Annotated in this window: 11 protein-coding genes and 1 pseudogene; 5 read left to right on the top strand and 7 right to left on the bottom strand. The window is 61.6% G+C overall.

Annotated features, from left to right (window positions below; genetic code table 11):
* Positions 1-45: 45 nt before the first annotated feature.
* Positions 46-726, top strand: a pseudogene (locus B5F98_RS07520) (IS256 family transposase); the annotation flags it as partial.
* Positions 727-861: 135 nt separating this feature from the next.
* Here the strand turns inward: B5F98_RS07520 and B5F98_RS07515 are convergent.
* The 7 genes from B5F98_RS07515 to B5F98_RS07485 all read right to left on the bottom strand — a co-directional run bounded on the left by B5F98_RS07515 (position 862) and on the right by B5F98_RS07485 (position 11,255).
* The gene (locus B5F98_RS07515) at positions 862-1,560 is read right to left on the bottom strand and encodes a peptidylprolyl isomerase (RefSeq protein ID WP_242961625.1); all 699 of its coding nucleotides are present in this window, start codon (positions 1,558-1,560) and stop codon (positions 862-864) included.
* A 262-nt stretch (positions 1,561-1,822) separates the two neighbouring features.
* Positions 1,823-2,269 carry a nucleoside deaminase gene (locus tag B5F98_RS07510; RefSeq protein WP_087371044.1) on the bottom strand — a complete coding sequence of 149 codons (447 nt, stop codon included), beginning with the start codon at positions 2,267-2,269 and terminating at the stop codon, positions 1,823-1,825.
* Between the two features lies 1 nt (position 2,270).
* A complete protein-coding gene (locus tag B5F98_RS07505; protein WP_087371041.1) occupies positions 2,271-3,023 on the bottom strand; it encodes a peptidylprolyl isomerase in 753 nt (250 codons plus the stop codon).
* A gap of 777 nt (positions 3,024-3,800) precedes the next feature.
* Positions 3,801-5,147 carry a butyryl-CoA:acetate CoA-transferase gene (locus tag B5F98_RS07500; RefSeq protein ID WP_087371038.1) on the bottom strand — a complete coding sequence of 449 codons (1,347 nt, stop codon included), beginning with the start codon at positions 5,145-5,147 and terminating at the stop codon, positions 3,801-3,803.
* A 428-nt stretch (positions 5,148-5,575) separates the two neighbouring features.
* The gene (locus tag B5F98_RS07495) at positions 5,576-6,835 is read right to left on the bottom strand and encodes an acetyl-CoA C-acetyltransferase (protein ID WP_087232367.1); all 1,260 of its coding nucleotides are present in this window, start codon (positions 6,833-6,835) and stop codon (positions 5,576-5,578) included.
* A 149-nt stretch (positions 6,836-6,984) separates the two neighbouring features.
* Positions 6,985-9,633: a calcium-translocating P-type ATPase, PMCA-type gene (locus B5F98_RS07490; RefSeq protein WP_087371035.1), complete on the bottom strand. Its 2,649-nt coding sequence runs from the start codon at positions 9,631-9,633 to the stop codon at positions 6,985-6,987.
* 431 nt (positions 9,634-10,064) lie between these two features.
* Positions 10,065-11,255 (bottom strand): peptidylprolyl isomerase, encoded by a 1,191-nt coding sequence (locus B5F98_RS07485; protein ID WP_087371032.1) that lies wholly within the window; start codon positions 11,253-11,255, stop codon positions 10,065-10,067.
* Between the two features lie 1,407 nt (positions 11,256-12,662).
* Between B5F98_RS07485 and B5F98_RS07480 the strand changes: the two genes are divergently transcribed.
* From B5F98_RS07480 to hydF, 4 genes are read left to right on the top strand one after another with little or no spacing between them, the layout of a single operon-like run.
* The gene (locus tag B5F98_RS07480) at positions 12,663-12,926 is read left to right on the top strand and encodes a TM1266 family iron-only hydrogenase system putative regulator (RefSeq protein ID WP_087232376.1); all 264 of its coding nucleotides are present in this window, start codon (positions 12,663-12,665) and stop codon (positions 12,924-12,926) included.
* Entirely contained in the window at positions 12,916-13,878 is a 963-nt protein-coding gene (gene hydE / locus B5F98_RS07475; RefSeq protein ID WP_087371029.1) for a [FeFe] hydrogenase H-cluster radical SAM maturase HydE, read from the top strand. Before B5F98_RS07480 ends, hydE begins: the two co-directional genes overlap by 11 nt.
* Before the next feature lie 28 nt (positions 13,879-13,906).
* On the top strand, positions 13,907-15,322 hold the full coding sequence (gene hydG / locus B5F98_RS07470; RefSeq protein WP_087371026.1) for a [FeFe] hydrogenase H-cluster radical SAM maturase HydG: 1,416 nt from the start codon (positions 13,907-13,909) through the stop codon (positions 15,320-15,322).
* A gap of 13 nt (positions 15,323-15,335) precedes the next feature.
* A complete protein-coding gene (hydF, locus tag B5F98_RS07465; RefSeq protein WP_087371023.1) occupies positions 15,336-16,514 on the top strand; it encodes a [FeFe] hydrogenase H-cluster maturation GTPase HydF in 1,179 nt (392 codons plus the stop codon).
* The last annotated feature ends 387 nt before the right edge of the window (positions 16,515-16,901 follow it).

The following is a 16,901-nucleotide window of genomic DNA, read 5'->3' as shown; positions in this document are numbered from 1 at the left end:
ATGGGTAGCTGTTTTTGATTAAAAAAACTTGTCAACTTGTTTCGGGGTGGATAGTTTGAAAATGTGGCCATTCTGGTAGCGATTGCGGTAAATGAGGACGGATATCGTGAAGTCCTTGGTGCTGCGGAGGGAATGAAAGAGGACAAAGCCAGCTGGGTCAGCTTCTTTCAGTGGCTCCGTAGCCGTGGTCTAGATGGCGTGAAACTCATCGTTGGTGACAAGTGTCTTGGTATGCTGGAGGCTGTGGGAGAAGTGTTCCCTGAAGCCAAATATCAGCGGTGTACCGTCCACTTTTACCGCAATATATTCTCTGTAACTCCTCGCTCCAAGGTAAAGCTGGTAGCCAAGATGCTCAAAGCAATCCATGCCCAGGAGGGCAAGAAAGCCGCCAGAGAAAAAGCCAAGGCCGTAGTGGAGGAGCTGCGCTCGATGAAGCTAAAGGAAGCTGCTAAGAAGGTAGAAGACGGAATCGAGGAGACGCTGACCTATTGTGATTTTCCCAGTGAACACTGGACTCGCATCCGCACCAACAATGTCATTGAGAGGCTGAACCGGGAGATTCGCCGCCGTACCCGTGTGGTGGGCAGTTTCCCGGACGGCAACTCTGCCCTCATGCTGGTCTGTGCCAGGCTACGCCATGTGGCTGGCACCCAGTGGGGAAACAAGAAGTACATGAACATGAAGCATCTGGAGGCTGCCATTGAGGACGTCTCCATTGCTGGCTGACTTCATTCATGCCAGGGCCTGCAAACCAATTTGCGCAAAACTCTTGACACTACCCAAGCAATTATCAATGTGCAGACATAGAAAAAGAGAAAAGGTATAAAACCCCCGGAGTATGCTCCGGGGGTTTATAGCTGCTTACTGATCGGTGAGAATAGTGATGGAGGTGATCACCGGCTGGTCCTCGGCGGAAATGGTGCCGTTGTCGTCGGTGGGCTGGGCGGCCTCACAGATGGCATCCACCACGTCCATACCCTGGGTGACATAGCCGAACACGGCATAGTCCCCGTCCAGATTGGTGCTGTCCTCCTGGACAATGAAGAATTGAGAGCTGGCGGAGTTGTAGTCCGAGGAGCGGGCCATGGAGATGGCGCCACGGGTGTGGGAGAGGTTGTTCTCATAGCCGTTGTTGGTAAACTCGCCCACGATGTTGTTGTCCGAGCCGCCGGTTCCGTCCCCGTTGGGGTCGCCGCCCTGCATCATAAAGCCCTCGATGATGCGGTGGAAGGTGAGGCCGTTATAGAAGCCGCTGTTGGCCAGCTCCACGAAGTTGGCGCAGGTGATGGGGGCGGCCTCCTGGTCCAGCTCCACGGTGATGGTGCCGTAGTCCTTCACCTCAATCTGGGCGGTGTAGGTGACACCAGACTCCAGAGCAGCGGGGGTGTAGGTGTCAGCGGTCTCATCGCTGGTGGCGGTCTCGGTGGCAGAGGCGTCCTCGTCGGTGGTAGTGGGGGTGGCCGTGGCGGCGGGGTCCTCGTCCGAGGTGAAGCAGCCCTCATATACCTCCAGCATGGCCTTGCGCTGGCCTCTCTGGGCTTGTTCCAATTGTGTCGCCATGGTACGACCACCTTTCTAGTGAGTTGTGTCCCTCTGAGTATAAACCAGAAAGCTGAAATGACGCTAAAAAGAGGCCATAGTTTGGGGGTAAAACACAAAAACTCCAGGGCCGCTTGCAAAGCCCCGGAGTTTTTTAGAAGGATGGAGGATAGAATGAAAAAGAAAGGATATCTCTTGCAAGTGTTATGATACGCAACAGTCATTACAAAAGTTTGTGCACAATTGTTACAAAAGTATTAAATGCTGCAAAGACTTTGTAAAGTCACCGGAGAGTGGAAAAAAACTCCTCCAAAATCCCCCGGCAGGCCTCTTCCAACAGGCCGCCGTAGATGCGGGGGTGGTGGTTAAACCGCTCCTCGAAGAGGTTGAGCACCGACCCGCAGCACCCGGATTTGTCCTCACGGGCCCCGTAGCGCACACAGGCGATGCGGGAATTGATGATGGCCCCGGCGCACATGGGGCAGGGCTCCAGGGTGACGTACAGGGTGCACCCGGTGAGCCGCCAGGAGCCCACAGCGGCACAGGCCATGTTGATGGCCTCCACCTCGGCGTGGGCGGTGGCCCGGCCGTCCGCCTCCCGGCGGTTGCGGCCCCGGCCGATGATGTCCCCCTCTGGGGAGACGATGACGCAGCCCACGGGCACGTCTCCCTGGGGGATGCAGGCTTTGGCCTCCTTCAGGGCCTCCTGCATGTATTCCTCGTGGGTCATGTTACTTGTCGGTGAGGATGGTGACGGAGGTGATGACGGGCTGCTCCGAGGCGGGAATGGTGCCGTTGCCGTCGGTGGGCTGGGCGTCCTTACAGATGGCGTCCACCACGTCCATACCCTCGGTGACGGTGCCAAAGGCGGCATAGTCGGGGTCCAGGAAGGTGGAGTCCTCATGGACGATGAAGAACTGGGAGGAGGCGGAGTTGGGGTCGTTGGAGCGGGCCATGGAGATGGTGCCCCGCTTGTGGGACAGGGGGTTGTCCCAGCCGTTGGAGGAGAACTCGCCCACGATCTCATGCTCGGAGCCGCCGGTGCCGTTGCCCTCGGGGTCGCCGCCCTGAATCATAAAGCCGTCCATGATGCGGTGGAAGGTCAGGCCGTTATAGAAGCCGCTGTTGGCCAGCTCCACGAAGTTGGCGCAGGTGATGGGGGCGGCGGACTGGTCCAGCTCCACGGTAATGGTGCCGTAGTCCTTTACGTCGATGCGGGCGGTGTAGGTCACGTCCTCCTCCAGAGCGGGGGGCGTGTAGGTGTCGGCGCTGGTGGTGGCAGTGGGATTGGCAGAGCTCTGAGCACCGGAGGTGGTGGAGGGCTTCTGGGTCAGCACCACAGCGGCGATGATCACAATGGCCACCACCACAATGGCGCCGATGCCCCACACCAGGGGATTGGACTTCTTGGCGGGCTGGGTGGGCTTGGCCTTGGGCTGGGGGGCGGAGTGGGGATTGGATTTCTTGTTCTTTTTCTTCGACATGATGGTAGGTTCCTTTCTTGTGTAAGACTGTCCACAGTGTACACCAAAAATGGGGGAAAGGGAAGAGGGGAAAGGAGGCATCCCCTCCTCCAATCTCTCTTCTGCGCACCTGCCAGTGCGGCGGGGACGCTACCCGCTGGGGGTTTCTTTTGAGCGGGCAAAAGAAACCAAAACCCGCTTAGGGCGTTCCCCCCTAAGTACCCCCCTTGGGGGTACGAGGCTGGGCATGCGTCAAGACTAGGTTCGGCCCGTCACCCTTGCTATGGCCCCTGTTTGTGCCACCATACCAAGTTACCATGGCAGCTGGCCCTATGGCTGGGTTGATTCCATGTCCGGGCCTACCTTGGAGAAGCGGCGTTCCCGCCGCCAGGAGCCAGTCTTCCGGCAACTAGGAATAGTTGCATACCAAGGTAAGGCCCTGGCAAGAGAAGTACCAACTACCAGAGGAGCAGGGACTTTCTATAGAATGTCCACGCCATCTATGTGACCTCACCGGGCCAAGGGCCGAACAGAGAAGGACGCACCTTCCACCCAGTACCGCGGGGTGGATTCCACAAGGCGGGGGAAGGCCCCGCCTTTGGCGATTCTTTCCCCGATTTCTCATCGGGGAGAAATCGGGCCCAGCGGAGCGTCCCCGGCTGGGGCGCTGGTCTGCGCCAGAGAAATCGGAGAAGGTCAGGCTTCCTCCATTCGTAGGTTGCCCCTCTCCCCAGGAGAGAGGGCAAGACAAGGGCCTGTTGCAGCTGCAACAGGCCCTTGCAATGGGAAAAGGGGAACTTACCGTTTGTTGGACTTGCGCCAGATGTGCATAGCCTCGGCAGCGGCAATCAGCTCGTCCCGGAACTGGGGAGCAGCCACGGAAATCAGGCCCTCGGCACGCTCCCAAGTGGTCTTGCCCTTGACATTGAACATGCCCTGCTCGGTGACCACATAGTGGAGGTTGCTCCGGGTGCAGGTGGCAATGGAGCCCTCAATGAGGGTGGGACGGATGCGGGACTTCACCTCGCCGGTGGCCTTGTCCTTGAAGGTGGAGGAGCAGCAGATGAAGCTCTTACCGCCACGGGACAGGTAAGCGCCCATCACGAAGTCCTGCTGACCGCCGGCGCCGCTGATGTGGTGGATGCCGGAGGACTCGGAGGAGACCTGGCCGAAGAGGTCGATGTCCACCGCGCCGTTGATGGAGATGAAGTTGTCCAGGGTGGACATCCGGGCGATGTCGTTGGTGTAGTCCACGGGTGCGCTCATGCACTCGGGGTTGTTGTCCAGGAAGTCGTACAGCTCCTGAGTACCGGCGGCGAAGGCGTAGGTCTGGCGGCCCTGGTCGAAGTTCTTCCGGGCGCCGGTGATCTTACCAGCTTTGGTCATGGCCACAAAGGCGTCCACGTACATCTCAGTGTGCACGCCCAGGTCCTTCAAATCGGACTGAGCGATCATCTGGCCCACAGCGCCGGGCATGGAGCCGATACCCAGCTGGAGACAGGCTCCGTTGGGGATCTCGGCCACGATCTGACGGGCCACCGCCAGGTCGATCTCGGAGGGCTCGCTCAGGCCGGGCATGGTGCCGATGGGGCCATTGGGGCCCTCCACAATGGCGTTGACCTGGGAGATGTGCACCCCGGTGTGGTAGCCGCCCAGGCAGCGGGGCATATTCTCGTTGACCTCCACGATGATGTGCTTGGCACGGGCACACATGTCATACAGGTGGGAGGCGTTGGGGCCGAAGTTGAAGTAGCCGTGCTGGTCCATGGGAGCCACCTGGAACATGGCCACGTCGATGGGGTCAATGCAGTCCCGGTAGTAGCCGGGCAGCTCGGAGTAGCGGATGGGGGCGTAGTAGGCCAGACCGATCTTGGCCATCTTCCGCTCGGTGCCGCCCATGTGCCAGGAGTTCCAGGTGAAGTGCTCGGCGGGATTCTCAATCTGGGCGATGGCGGGCATGTGCAGCAGGATGCCGCCCCGCACCTTCACGTCGTACAGCTCGCCCATGCGTCCGGCCAGAGCCTGGTCCAGCACCTCGGCGGTGTTGGTGCACCAGCCGTAGTCCACCCAGTCTCCGGACTTGACCACTTTCACCGCTTCCTCAGCGGTGGTGAGCTTCTGACGGTATTCTTCCTGATAGCTCATAAGATACCTCCAAAATAATGAAGAATGAAAAATGAATAATGAAGAATTATGGTGTGCCGCTTCCAGCGGCACGGATTTGGATTTGTTGGGCGTAGGGGAGGGGCTTGCCCCTCCCGAATCCCCCAAGGCAATACCAGGGTAACCACGGGCCGGGCAAGCCACGGCCCCTACCACGGGGTACCCATCAAAGGAGATAATACTCAAACAAGGGTGTGGGGTGACCCCCCACACCCTTGTCCTTGGATGTTATCACGCTCGGGTTGGACGCATGGTGCGTCTACCCTCACGGACAGATACGCTTCACACCCTCCGCGACGGTCGCCTTCCCTGCGACTCCAGGCAAACCCGCACAGCCGTGGGCTGCTGCTGGGCTTTGCCTGTCGCTCCGGTCCAGGCTCCCTGCTCCCGGGTGCTCAGACGCACTTAAATTAGCACTTCTCGAAGATGGTAGCAACGCCCATGCCGCCGCCGATGCACAGGGTGGCCAGGCCGCGCTTGGCCTCGTCGCGCTTGAGCATCTCGTGGAGCAGAGTGACGATGATACGAGCGCCGGAAGCGCCCACGGGGTGGCCGATGGAGATGGCGCCGCCGTTGACGTTGACCTTGCTCATGTCGAAGCCCAGCTCACGAGCCACAGCGATGGACTGAGCGGCGAACGCCTCGTTGGCCTCCACCAGATCCACGTCCTCGATCTTCAGGTCGGCCTTGGCCATGGCCTGACGGGAAGCGGGCACGGGGCCCACGCCCATGATCTTGGGATCCACGCCGCCCTGGCCCCAGCTGACCAGCTTGGCCATGGGCTTCAGGCCGTACTTCTCCACAGCCTCACCGGAGGCCAGCAGGATGGCGGCAGCGCCGTCGTTGATGCCGGAGGCGTTGGCAGCGGTCACGCGCTGCACGTGCTGCTTGGCATCGGCCTCGTGGACCTGGGTCACCTCAAAGGTGTGGACGATCTCGTCCTCCACGCCCTCGGGACCCACGGGGAAAGCGCCACGCAGCTTGCCCACGGACTCCATGGTCACGCCAGCCTTGGGGAACTCGTCCACCTTGAACTCCACCATTTCCTTCTTTTTCTTCACCATCACGGGAACGATCTCGTCCACGAACTTGCCAGCGGCCTGAGCAGCCTCGGTCTTGTTCTGGGAGCTGACGGCGAAGGCGTCCATCTCCTCGCGGGTGATGCCCCACACGTCGGCGATGTTCTCAGCGGTGGTGCCCATGTGGTAGTTGTTGTAGGCGTCCCACAGACCGTCACGGATCATGGTATCCACAACCTTCTTGTCACCCATGCGGGCGCCCCAGCGCTCGTTGGGCAGGGCGAAGGGAGCAGCGGACATGTTCTCGGTGCCGCCAGCCACGATCACGTCAGCGTCGCCAGCCAGGATGGCGCGAGCGCCCTCGATGACGGACTTCATGCCGGAGCCGCACACCATGCCCACGGTGTAAGCGGGGACGGAGTAGGGGATGCCGGCCTTCACGCTCACCTGACGGGCGGGGTTCTGGCCCTGGGCAGCAGTGAGGATGCAGCCGAACATGACCTCGTCCACCTGCTCGGGCTTCACGCCGCCACGGTTCAGAACTTCCTTGACCACGGTGGCGCCCAGGTCCACGGCGGGCACGTCCTTCAGGGAGCCGCCGAAGGAGCCGACAGCGGTGCGGCAGCAATTGACCACGTATACTTCTTTCATGATGTGTAACCTCCAGTATGATGTAAAATGATCTTCTTGGATGTCGTAGTTACCCCGATTATACCCGAAGATTGTGAAAAAATCAACAATACAATTTTGTAAAGTTCATAGAAAAAATTAGAAAAATGCTTGGTGGATTTCAACGGAAATTAGGCGAAATGAGAGGATTCGTTAGACGAAGAGTGAAAAAATCTCTTTTCCACCTCTGTCACCACAACAGGAGTTATGGACAAAATCACCACGACCAGCCATTGCTGGAAGGTGAGAAAGGTGACGTGAAACACCCCCATCAAGGGGGGCAGCAGGAGGACAGCCAGCTGGAGGGCGGCGCCCACCACAAAAGCCTGGTTCATGGCGGGGTTGGTGAACACCCCCAGGGAGAGCAGGGACTGGTGCTCACTGCGCACGTCAAAGGCGTGGAACAGCTGGCAGAAGGTGAGGGTGGCAAAGGCCATGGTGTTGGCGGTGGCGTCGGCGGTGGTGGGGTCCCCCAGCACGTACTCCCCCACAAAATAGGCCAGCAGGGTCAGCGCCCCCACCAGCGCCCCCTGCCAGAGAAGCCGAAACGTAAAGGAGGGGGTGAACAGGGGCTCGTGGGCCTTGCGGGGTGGCTTCTCCATCACGTCCGCCTCCACCGGCTCCAGGCCCAGGGCCAGGGCGGGGAGGGAGTCGGTGACCAGATTGAGCCAGAGAAGCTGCACCGGCACCAGGGGGGCCTGGTGGAAGTGAAAGAGGGTGGCCAGAAACAGGGTCAAAATTTCCCCAATGTTGCAGGAGAGCAGGTAGTGGATGGACTTTTTGATGTTGGCGTAGATGCCCCGGCCCTGCTCCACGGCGTGGACGATGGTGGCAAAGTTGTCGTCGGTGAGAATCATGTCGGCGGCCCCTTTGGCCACGTCGGTGCCGGTGATGCCCATGGCGCAGCCGATGTCGGCGGCTTTCAGGGCGGGGGCGTCGTTGACCCCGTCCCCGGTCATGGCCACCACATAGCCCTTATTTTGCAGGGCCTGGACAATGCGCATTTTGTGCTCCGGGGACACCCGGGCGTACACGGTGAATTTGTCCGCCTCCTGTTCCAGCATCTCCTGGGGCATAAAGTCCAGGTCCGCCCCGGTGAGGGCCATGTCCCCCTCCCGAAAGATGCCCAGCTCCTTGGCGATGGCCACGGCGGTGAGTTTGTGGTCTCCGGTGATCATCACCGGGCGAATCCCCGCTTGAAAGCACTGGGCCACCGCCTGTTTGACCTCCACCCGGGGCGGGTCAATGAGGCCCATGAGCCCCACAAAGGTGAGATCGTGCTCCAAGAGGGCCTCCATGTCCCGGGGCGGCGGGATGACGTCCACATCCTTGTAGGCGCAGCCCAGCACCCGCAGGGCGTTCTGGGCCATGGCGGCGTTGGCGCTCTCCACCTGCCGCAGGGTGGGCACGTCCAGGGGCACCGAGGCCCCGGCGAGGATGTGGGTGCACCGGGACAGGAGCACATCCGGGGCCCCCTTCACCATCACCCGATACCGACCCCGCAGGGGGTGGACGGTGGTCATGAGTTTCCGCTGAGAATCGAAGGGAATTTCCGCCACCCGCGGCATTTCCTGTTCCAAAATCTCCTTGTCCAGCCCCTCCTCCAGGGCGGCGTCCACCAGGGCGGTCTCGGTGGGGTCCCCCAGCAGGTGGGGCACCCCGTCCGAGTCGTGGTTCAGAGTGGCGTCGTTGCACAAAGCCCCCACAATGAGGGCTTCCAGGCGGTGCTTTTCCCGGGCGGTCCAGATTTGCACCACTGTCATGCGGTTCATGGTCAACGTGCCCGTCTTGTCCGAGCAGATGACCCCGGCGCAGCCCAGGGTCTCCACCGCCGGGAGCTTTTTCACAATGGCGTGGTGGCGCACCATCCGCTGCACCCCCAGGGCCAGCACGATGGTGACAATGGCGGGCAGGCCCTCAGGGATGGCGGCCACCGCCAGGGCCACGGCGGTGAGGAACATGTCCAGCAGGGGGATGTGGTAGAGAAGGCCGATGCCGAACATCACCGCACACACCCCCAGGCAGGCAAAGGACAGGGTGGAGGAGATCTCCCCCATCTTCCGCTGGAGGGGGGTGGAGGGGTCGGACTGATTGAGGAGCATCCCGGCGATGCGTCCCACCTGGGTGTCCATGCCGGTGGCGGTGACCACGCAGGTGGCCCGGCCATTGGTGATGACGGTGGAGGAGATGACCATGTTGGACTGGTCTCCCACCTCGGTGTCCTCCGCCAGCACCGCCCCCGACTCCTTGGACACCGGCACCGACTCCCCGGTGATGGCGGACTCGTCCACCTTCAGGTTGGCACAGTGTAAAATGCGGCCATCGGCGGGCACCAGGTCCCCCGCCTCCAGCAGGATGATGTCCCCGGGCACCAGCTGGCGGGTGTCCAGGCGGAGGGTCTGGCCGTCCCGCACCACCCTGGCCAGGGGGGCAGACATCTGCTCCAAGGCCTCCAGGGCCTTGTGGGCGCTGTTCTCCTGGGTGATGGAGATCACCGCATTCACCACCACAATGAGGAGGATAATTACCGCCTCAATCCAGTCCTCGCCGTGGGTGGAGATGAGGGAGAGGGCGGCAGCGAAGAGGAGCACCACGATCATGGGGTCTTTGAGCTGGAGGAGAAAGCGCAGAATGAGGGGGGTGGGTTTGGGCTTCTCCAGCTGGTTGGGGCCGTATTGCTGGAGGCGCTGGGCGGCTTGGGTGGAGGTGAGGCCCCGGCTGGAGTTGGTGTCCAGCTCCTGGAGGGCCTGGGCCGAGCTTTTGGTGTACCACTGGGTCATAACGATGCACTCCTTTGTTGTTCGGGTGCAGGGGAGGAGGGGACAAAAAAAGACCAATCCGCACGAAAATTGCGCGGATTGGTCTATATTTCTCTGTTCTCTGTGCCCGCTGCACGTCTTTTGTGGGTGCATTGTATCAGGGGCACACAGTGAGTGCAAGGGAAAAATGGCGAGGGGGGAAGGGGACGAATGAATAGTGAATAATGAATAGTGAAGAAGTATGGTGTGCCGCAAGCGGCACGGATTTTATAAGGGAACACAGTCCCCGGCAGACCGCCGTAGGGGCCGGGCTTGCCCGGCCCGAAAACCCAGGGCAATGCCAGGGGAGCTGCGGGAGGGGCAAGCCCCTCCCCTACGCATAGCAAACCAAGAAATGCGGCAATGTTTTGGGCCTGCATTCTTCATTTTTCATTCTTCGTTCTTCATTGTCTTCAGCCCACGGCCTCGTCCTCCACCGAGCCGGTGGCCTCAGGGTCAGCGGAGGGGTTGACGGAGGGAGAGGGAGTCTCCTGGGCGGCGGTGTACTTCTCGTTGAGAGCCACCTGATAGGCGTTGAACTTGTTGTAGAAGTCGGCCACGTCCAGGTTGTCCAGAGTCTCGGTGGACTGGATGTCGGCGTCGGCAATCCACTGGTCCACCTGCTGGCCCATCTTGTACTCACGCCACTTGTCCACGTACTCGCTGGTGTCGGCCACCTTGTCCCGGATGATGATGTGGTAGCCGTACTCGGACTCCACAATGCCGGATACCTGGCCGTAGTCCAGCTTCAGGGCGGCCTCCTCATAGGCGGAGACCATCTGGCCCAGGGTGGCAGTGTAGCCGTCGGGGCTCTGCTCCAGGCCCTCGTCCTCGCTGTACTCGTTCATCAGGTCGTTGAAGAGGGTGGAGGGGTCGTCGCTGGCGTTGAGCTGGGCCAGAATGTCCTCAGCCAGGGCCTTCTTCTCGTTGATGGTCTCCTCGTCCAGCTTGGGATAGGCGTAGGAGCCGTCCTCCTGGACGGTGGGGGTACCCTCGGTGTCCACGGTCTTCAGCAGGATGTGGCGGGTCTGATAGACGTAGTTGTTCAGGTCGTCCTCGGTGGGCTGGCCGATGGTGGCGTTGAGGACGTTGTCATAGAAGTAGTTGATGGAGTAGACGAACTTCATGGTCTCGTCGCTGAGGCCGTTGATGGTCTTGCGCTGGTCGTACTTCTCCTGGCCCTCGGACATGAGGGTCTCGTTGAGCTCGGTCTGCTGCTCGTCGGTGAGGGGGCAGCCCAGCTCCTCGCACTTGGCCTCCAGAATCTTGTAGTAGGCGGTGACGGTCTTGCTGTCCTCCTTGAGCTGGTCGGCGTAGTCGGTCACATCGGCCTGGTACATCTGGGTGAGGTAGGCGCAGTTCACCGCCAGGAAGTACAGGTACAGGTCGGCGGGAATCACCTCGCCGTTGGCGGTGAGCATGGTCTCGTCGCCCTTGAGCCCGGCGGAGAAGTCCAGAATATCCTTGGACAGGTCGGCCACGATCTCCTCAGAGGGAGCGGGGGAGTCGGTGGGCTCGGCGGCAGGGGTGGAACAGGCGGCCAGGGAGAAGGTCATCCCGGCGGCCAAAAGCAAAGACGTGATGCGCTTTTTCATAGTCATCATGTTGTAACTCCTTTTTCAGGTGCCGGCCAGTGCACGGCACAGTCTAGGGGACATTGTATCACCAAATGGGAGAAAAGGCAAACCCTTTGTGGCGCAGGGCGGTAGCCCTGCACTTCTTCACTTTTCACTCTTCACTCTTCACTTGCCCCAGCCGGGAGTGCTCCGCTGGGCTTGCCGTTCTCCGATGTCCCCGGCGGAAACCAGCGCCCCAGCCGGGGACGCTCCGCTGGGGTCCATTTTGAGTGGCCAAAATGGACGAAAAGCCACTTAGGGCGTTCCCCCCTAAGGACCTCCCTTGGGGTACGAGGCTGTCCCTGCGTCTTTCTGTTTTCGGTCCTTGGCCCGGTGGGGTCACATAGATGGCATGGAAATTCTACGGAACGTGCCTGCTTCTCTGGAACATTGTACTTCGATTGCCAGGGCCTCACCCTGGTGTGCAACTGTTCCCAGTTGCCGGAAGCCAGGCTCCCGGTGACTGCCTAGCTCAAAGGCTCCCCTGTGTAAGGGGAGCTGTCAGCCGTGAGGCTGACAAGGGGTTGTTCGTCTAACCGCCCAAGGTTCCGGCTTGCCAGCCTGGAAGGGACGCTCCGCTGGGGTCCATTTTGAGTGGCCAAAATGGACGAAAAGCCACTTAGGGCGTTCCCCCCTAAGGACCTCCCTTTGGGTACGAGGCTGGACCTGCGTCAAGCCTAAGTTCGGCCCGTCACCCTTGCTGTGACGCCTAGTTCTGCCACCACACCAGGCTACCCTGGGCAGCTGGCCCTATGGCTGGGTGGTTTCCACCTCCGGGCCTACCCTGGCCAAGCGGCGTTCCCGCCGCCGGAAGCCAGGCTCCCGATCGCTGGGAACAGCGGCTCACCAGGGTAAGGCCCTGGGGGTAGAAGGATTATTTTTCAGAGAAGCAGGTATATTCGGTAGAATTACCTGTCCATCTATGTGACCCCACCGGGCCCAGGGCTGAAAAGAGAAAGACGCAAGGACACCAAGTACCGCGGGGTGGATTCCACAAGGCGGGGAAAGGCCCCGCCTTTGGCGATTCTTTGGTGACTTTCTCATCGGGGAGAAAGTCACCCTGCGGAGCAAACCCCGGCTGGCAAGCCTGAGCCTGGGCTGTGGAGAAGGACGCACCTACAAAACGGAGGCATAGGGGGGCGGAAAACCCCCTTGCAAACCCGCCCTACTGTGGTATACTGAACACAACGCCTGCGGCGCTGGGCCCTCGCCCGCCGCCAACGGTCCCCATCCATCCTGTGCTGACCCCAAGGGAGTCCCCCGAAGGGAAAGACGACAGATTGTTTTCCACACTCGCCCGCGCAAATGTGCGGGGGAGTCTCTTTTGTCGCCTGTTTTGCCTGCACAGTGGGTCTGTGCAGGCATTTTTTATTGCAAAAAAGGAGATACACGCCTATGGACACACGCCTGGCCGTCATCGGCATCATTGTGGAGGACCTGTCCGCCACCGACCACATCAACAACCTCCTCCACGACTATGGAACCTACATCGTGGGCCGCATGGGGGTGCCCTACCGCCAGCGGGGGGTGAGCGTCATCAGCGTCATTCTGGACGCCCCCAACGACGTCATCAGCGCCCTCACCGGGAAGCTGGGCCAGCTGGGCGGGGTGTCCGCCAAGGCCCTGTACGCCCCCGCCACCCAGAGCCATGAGAGCTGAGTTTACCCAGGGGGAGTTGGTGGAGCTGCTGGAGCGGGAGGATTTCTCCCCCATCTACGCCCAGGCAGACCAGGTGCGGGCGGAAGCCGTGGGAGATACGGTGCACATCCGGGCCCTGCTGGAGATCTCCAACCACTGTCGGCGCATGTGCACCTACTGCGGCCTCCGGGCCCCCCGCCAAAATCTGACCCGCTACCGCATGGACCCGGAGGAGGTGGTACAGGCCGCCTGTGAGGCCCACGCCGTGGGCTACCGCACCATTGTGCTCCAGTCCGGGGAGGACCCCTGGTATACCCCCCTGATGCTGGGGCAAATCGTCTCCGCCATCAAGGCCAAAACCGATATGGCGGTGACCCTGGGGTGCGGAGAGATGCGGGAGGAGGACTACGCCTTTTTGAAGCTGGCGGGGACGGACCGATACCTCATCAAGCATGAGACCGCCGACCCCGACCTGTACCGCCGCCTCCACCCGGACAGCAGCCTGGACAAGCGGGTGGGCTGTCTGCGCACCCTCAAGCGTCTGGGGTACGAGACGGGCAGCGGATTTATGGTGGGCCTGCCGGGTCAGACCTTAGAGACGTTGGCCCAGGACCTGCTGCTGTTGGCCTCCATCCCCTGCGACATGGCGGGCATCGGGCCCTTTTTGCCCCATCCGGATACCCCCCTTCGGGATGGCACGGCGGGAGATGCCGAGCTCACCCGCCGCTGTGTGGCTCTGGCCCGGCTGATGCTGCCCAGCGCCAACCTGCCTGCCACCACCGCCCTCACCGTGCGGGGGGACAACGGCCAGGTGTTTTCCGGGGGCGCCAACGTGGTGATGCGGAAGATCACCCCCAACTGCTACAAGCGCATGTATGAAATCTATCCCGCCCAGCTGCCGGACACGGACATTCCCGCCCAGCGCCAGCAGCTGGAGGAACAGATCAGAAGCCTGGGGCGGGTGCCCCTGTGATGAATGTTTGAGAAAGAAGGAATCAGCTATGCAGTACAATCCCAAATCCCATATCGCCCAGGAATTCATCCACGATGGAGAAATCCGGGACACCCTGGCCTATGCCCAGGAACACGCCAATGACCGGGCCCTGGTCCAGGAGCTGCTGGAAAAGGCCGAAAACTGCAAGGGCCTGTCTCACCGGGAGGCGGCGGTGCTCCTCAAGTGCGACCAGCCCGACTTGGTGGAGCGGATGTACGACCTGGCGAGGCGCATCAAGGAGAAGTTCTACGGCAACCGCATCGTCATGTTTGCCCCCCTGTACCTGTCCAACTACTGCATCAACGGCTGCAAATACTGCCCCTACCACGGCCAGAACAAGCACATTCCCCGGAAAAAGCTCACCCAGGAGGAGATTGTCCGGGAGGTGGTGGCCCTCCAGGACATGGGCCACAAGCGTCTGGCCCTGGAGACCGGCGAGGACCCGGTGCACAACACCATGGAGTACCTGCTGGAGAGCATCCACACCATCTACTCCATCCACCATAAGAACGGGGCCATCCGCCGGGTGAATGTGAACATTGCCGCCACCACCGTGGAGAACTACCGCAAGCTGAAAGAGGCGGGCATTGGCACCTACATTCTCTTCCAGGAGACCTACAACCAGAAGCAGTATGAGGACCTGCACCCCACCGGGCCCAAGAGTGACTACGCCTACCACACCGAGGCCATGGACCGGGCCATGGAGGGGGGCATTGACGACGTGGGCTGCGGCGTCCTCTTCGGCCTGAACCTGTACGACTACGACTTTGTGGGCCTTCTCATGCACGCCGAGCACCTGGAGGCGGTGTACGGGGTGGGTCCCCACACCATCAGCGTGCCCCGTCTGCGCCGGGCCGACGACATCGACCCCGACCAGTTCGACAACGGCATCAGCGATGAGCTGTTTGCCAAGATTGTGGCGGTGCTGCGCATTGCCGTGCCCTACACCGGCCTCATCATCTCCACCCGGGAGAGCAAGGAGTGCCGGGAGAAGGTGCTGGAGCTGGGCGTGTCCCAGATCAGCGGCGGCAGCCGCACCAGCGTGGGCGGCTACGCCGAGGAAGAGGAGGAGGACTCCTCCCAGTTCGAGGTCAGCGACACCCGTACCCTGGACCAGGTGGTGAGCTGGCTGTTAGACATGGGCCACATCCCCAGCTTCTGCACCGCCTGCTACCGGGAGGGCCGCACCGGAGACCGGTTCATGTCCCTGTGTAAGAGCGGCCAGATTGTCAACTGCTGCCACCCCAATGCCCTGATGACCCTCAAGGAGTACCTGGAGGACTACGCCAGCCCCGAGACCCGTGCAAAGGGCATGGCCCTCATTGAGAAAGAGGTGGACAAGATCACCAACCCCAAGGTCAAGGAGACCGTCATCCGCCACCTCCACGACATGGAGGGCGGTATGCGGGACTTCCGGTTCTAAGGAGGACAAGACCATGAGCGGATTACAGGAGACCCCCGCCGCCCAGCGGCTGCACATCGCCCTGTACGGGCGGCGCAATGCGGGAAAATCCAGCCTCATCAACGCCCTCACCGGCCAGCAGGTGGCCCTGGTGTCCCCGGTGGCGGGCACCACCGCCGACCCGGTGAAAAAGGCCATGGAGCTGCACCCCATCGGCCCGGTGCTGTTCATCGACACCGCCGGGTATGACGACGAGGGAGAGCTGGGGCAGCTGCGGGTGGAGGCCACCCGGGACACCCTCACTCGGGCGGACGTGGCCCTGCTGGTCATTGCAGGACAGCCCAGCCAAGAGGACTTGCAGTGGGCCCAGCAGCTCAAAGCCCAGAACACCCCCTTTCTGGTGGTGCAGACCAAGGGGGATTTGGCCGCTCCGGCCCAATTGCCCAAGGAGCTTGCTGAGCGGGCGGTGGCGGTGAGCTCCGCCACCGGGGAAGGGATTGAGGCCCTGCGGGCCGCCCTCACCGCCCTGGTGCCCGAGGATTTCGGGCGGCAGGACTTGACCCGGGGGCTGTGCAGCGCCGGGGACGTGGTGCTGCTGGTGATGCCTCAGGACATCCAGGCCCCCAAGGGGCGGTTGATTTTACCCCAGGTGCGCACCATCCGGCATCTGCTGGACTTGAAGTGCACCGTGGTGAGTACCACCAACCACGGCCTGGACGGGGCTCTGGCGGCTCTGAGCGCGCCCCCCAAGCTCATCATCACCGATTCCCAGTGCTTCCCCCTGGTGGCGGCAAAAAAGCCGGAAGAGAGCCTGCTCACCTCCTTTTCCATCCTCATGGCGGCGGATAAAGGGGACATTGACGCCTTTGCCCAGGGGGCAAAGGCCATTGGAACCCTCACCCAGAACAGCCGGGTGCTCATTGCCGAGGGGTGCACCCACGCCCCTCTGGAAGAGGACATCGGGCGGGTGAAGATTCCCAGACTGCTGCGCCGTCGGGTGGGGCAGGGCCTCCAGGTGGATGTGGTGGCGGGCAACGACTTCCCCCACGATCTCACCGGGTACGACCTGGTTATCCACTGCGGCGGGTGCATGTTCAACCGGGCCTATGTGCTCTCCCGGTTGGCTCAGGCCCAACGGCAGGGGGTGCCCATGACCAACTACGGGGTGGCCATTGCGTACCTCACGGGGATTTTAGAGCAGGTCAGTTGGTGAGAACCTGCCCTTCTCCAATGGCGTAGGTTCCGGCTTGCCAGCCTGGTGGGGACGCTCCCCGCTGGGGGTTTCTTTTGAGCGGGCAAAAGAAACCAAAACCAGCTTAGGGCGTTCCCCCCTAAGGACCTCCCTGGGGTACGAGGCTGGGCCTGCGTCAAAACTAAGTTCGGCCCGTCACCCTTGCTGTGGCCCCTGTTTCTGCCACCACACCAGGCCACCCTGGGCAGCTGGCCCTATGGCTGGGTGGTTTCCACGTCCGGGCCTACCTTGGCCAAGCGGCGTTCCCGCCGCCGTCAGCTTTTGCAGCACTGTCTTGTTGCGCTGTGGTAGGGGCCGTAGCTTGCCCGGCCCATTGTCTCCTTGGTATTGCCCTGAGAGATTCGGGAG

Source organism: Pseudoflavonifractor sp. An44, from assembly GCF_002161675.1.
GTDB lineage: Bacteria > Bacillota > Clostridia > Oscillospirales > Oscillospiraceae > Enterenecus > Enterenecus faecium.
The sequence above is the reverse complement of the archived record's forward strand: the minus strand, read 5'-3'. Positions and strand labels throughout refer to the sequence as shown.

Coding starts and splice junctions, on each gene's coding strand:
- B5F98_RS07515 (WP_242961625.1), bottom strand. CDS start 1,560: ATGGCGACACAATTGGAACAAGCCCAGAGAGGCCAGCGCAAGGCCATG.
- B5F98_RS07510 (WP_087371044.1), bottom strand. CDS start 2,269: ATGACCCACGAGGAATACATGCAGGAGGCCCTGAAGGAGGCCAAAGCC.
- B5F98_RS07505 (WP_087371041.1), bottom strand. CDS start 3,023: ATGTCGAAGAAAAAGAACAAGAAATCCAATCCCCACTCCGCCCCCCAG.
- B5F98_RS07500 (WP_087371038.1), bottom strand. CDS start 5,147: ATGAGCTATCAGGAAGAATACCGTCAGAAGCTCACCACCGCTGAGGAA.
- B5F98_RS07495 (WP_087232367.1), bottom strand. CDS start 6,835: ATGAAAGAAGTATACGTGGTCAATTGCTGCCGCACCGCTGTCGGCTCC.
- B5F98_RS07490 (WP_087371035.1), bottom strand. CDS start 9,633: ATGACCCAGTGGTACACCAAAAGCTCGGCCCAGGCCCTCCAGGAGCTG.
- B5F98_RS07485 (WP_087371032.1), bottom strand. CDS start 11,255: ATGATGACTATGAAAAAGCGCATCACGTCTTTGCTTTTGGCCGCCGGG.
- B5F98_RS07480 (WP_087232376.1), top strand. CDS start 12,663: ATGGACACACGCCTGGCCGTCATCGGCATCATTGTGGAGGACCTGTCC.
- hydE (WP_087371029.1), top strand. CDS start 12,916: ATGAGAGCTGAGTTTACCCAGGGGGAGTTGGTGGAGCTGCTGGAGCGG.
- hydG (WP_087371026.1), top strand. CDS start 13,907: ATGCAGTACAATCCCAAATCCCATATCGCCCAGGAATTCATCCACGAT.
- hydF (WP_087371023.1), top strand. CDS start 15,336: ATGAGCGGATTACAGGAGACCCCCGCCGCCCAGCGGCTGCACATCGCC.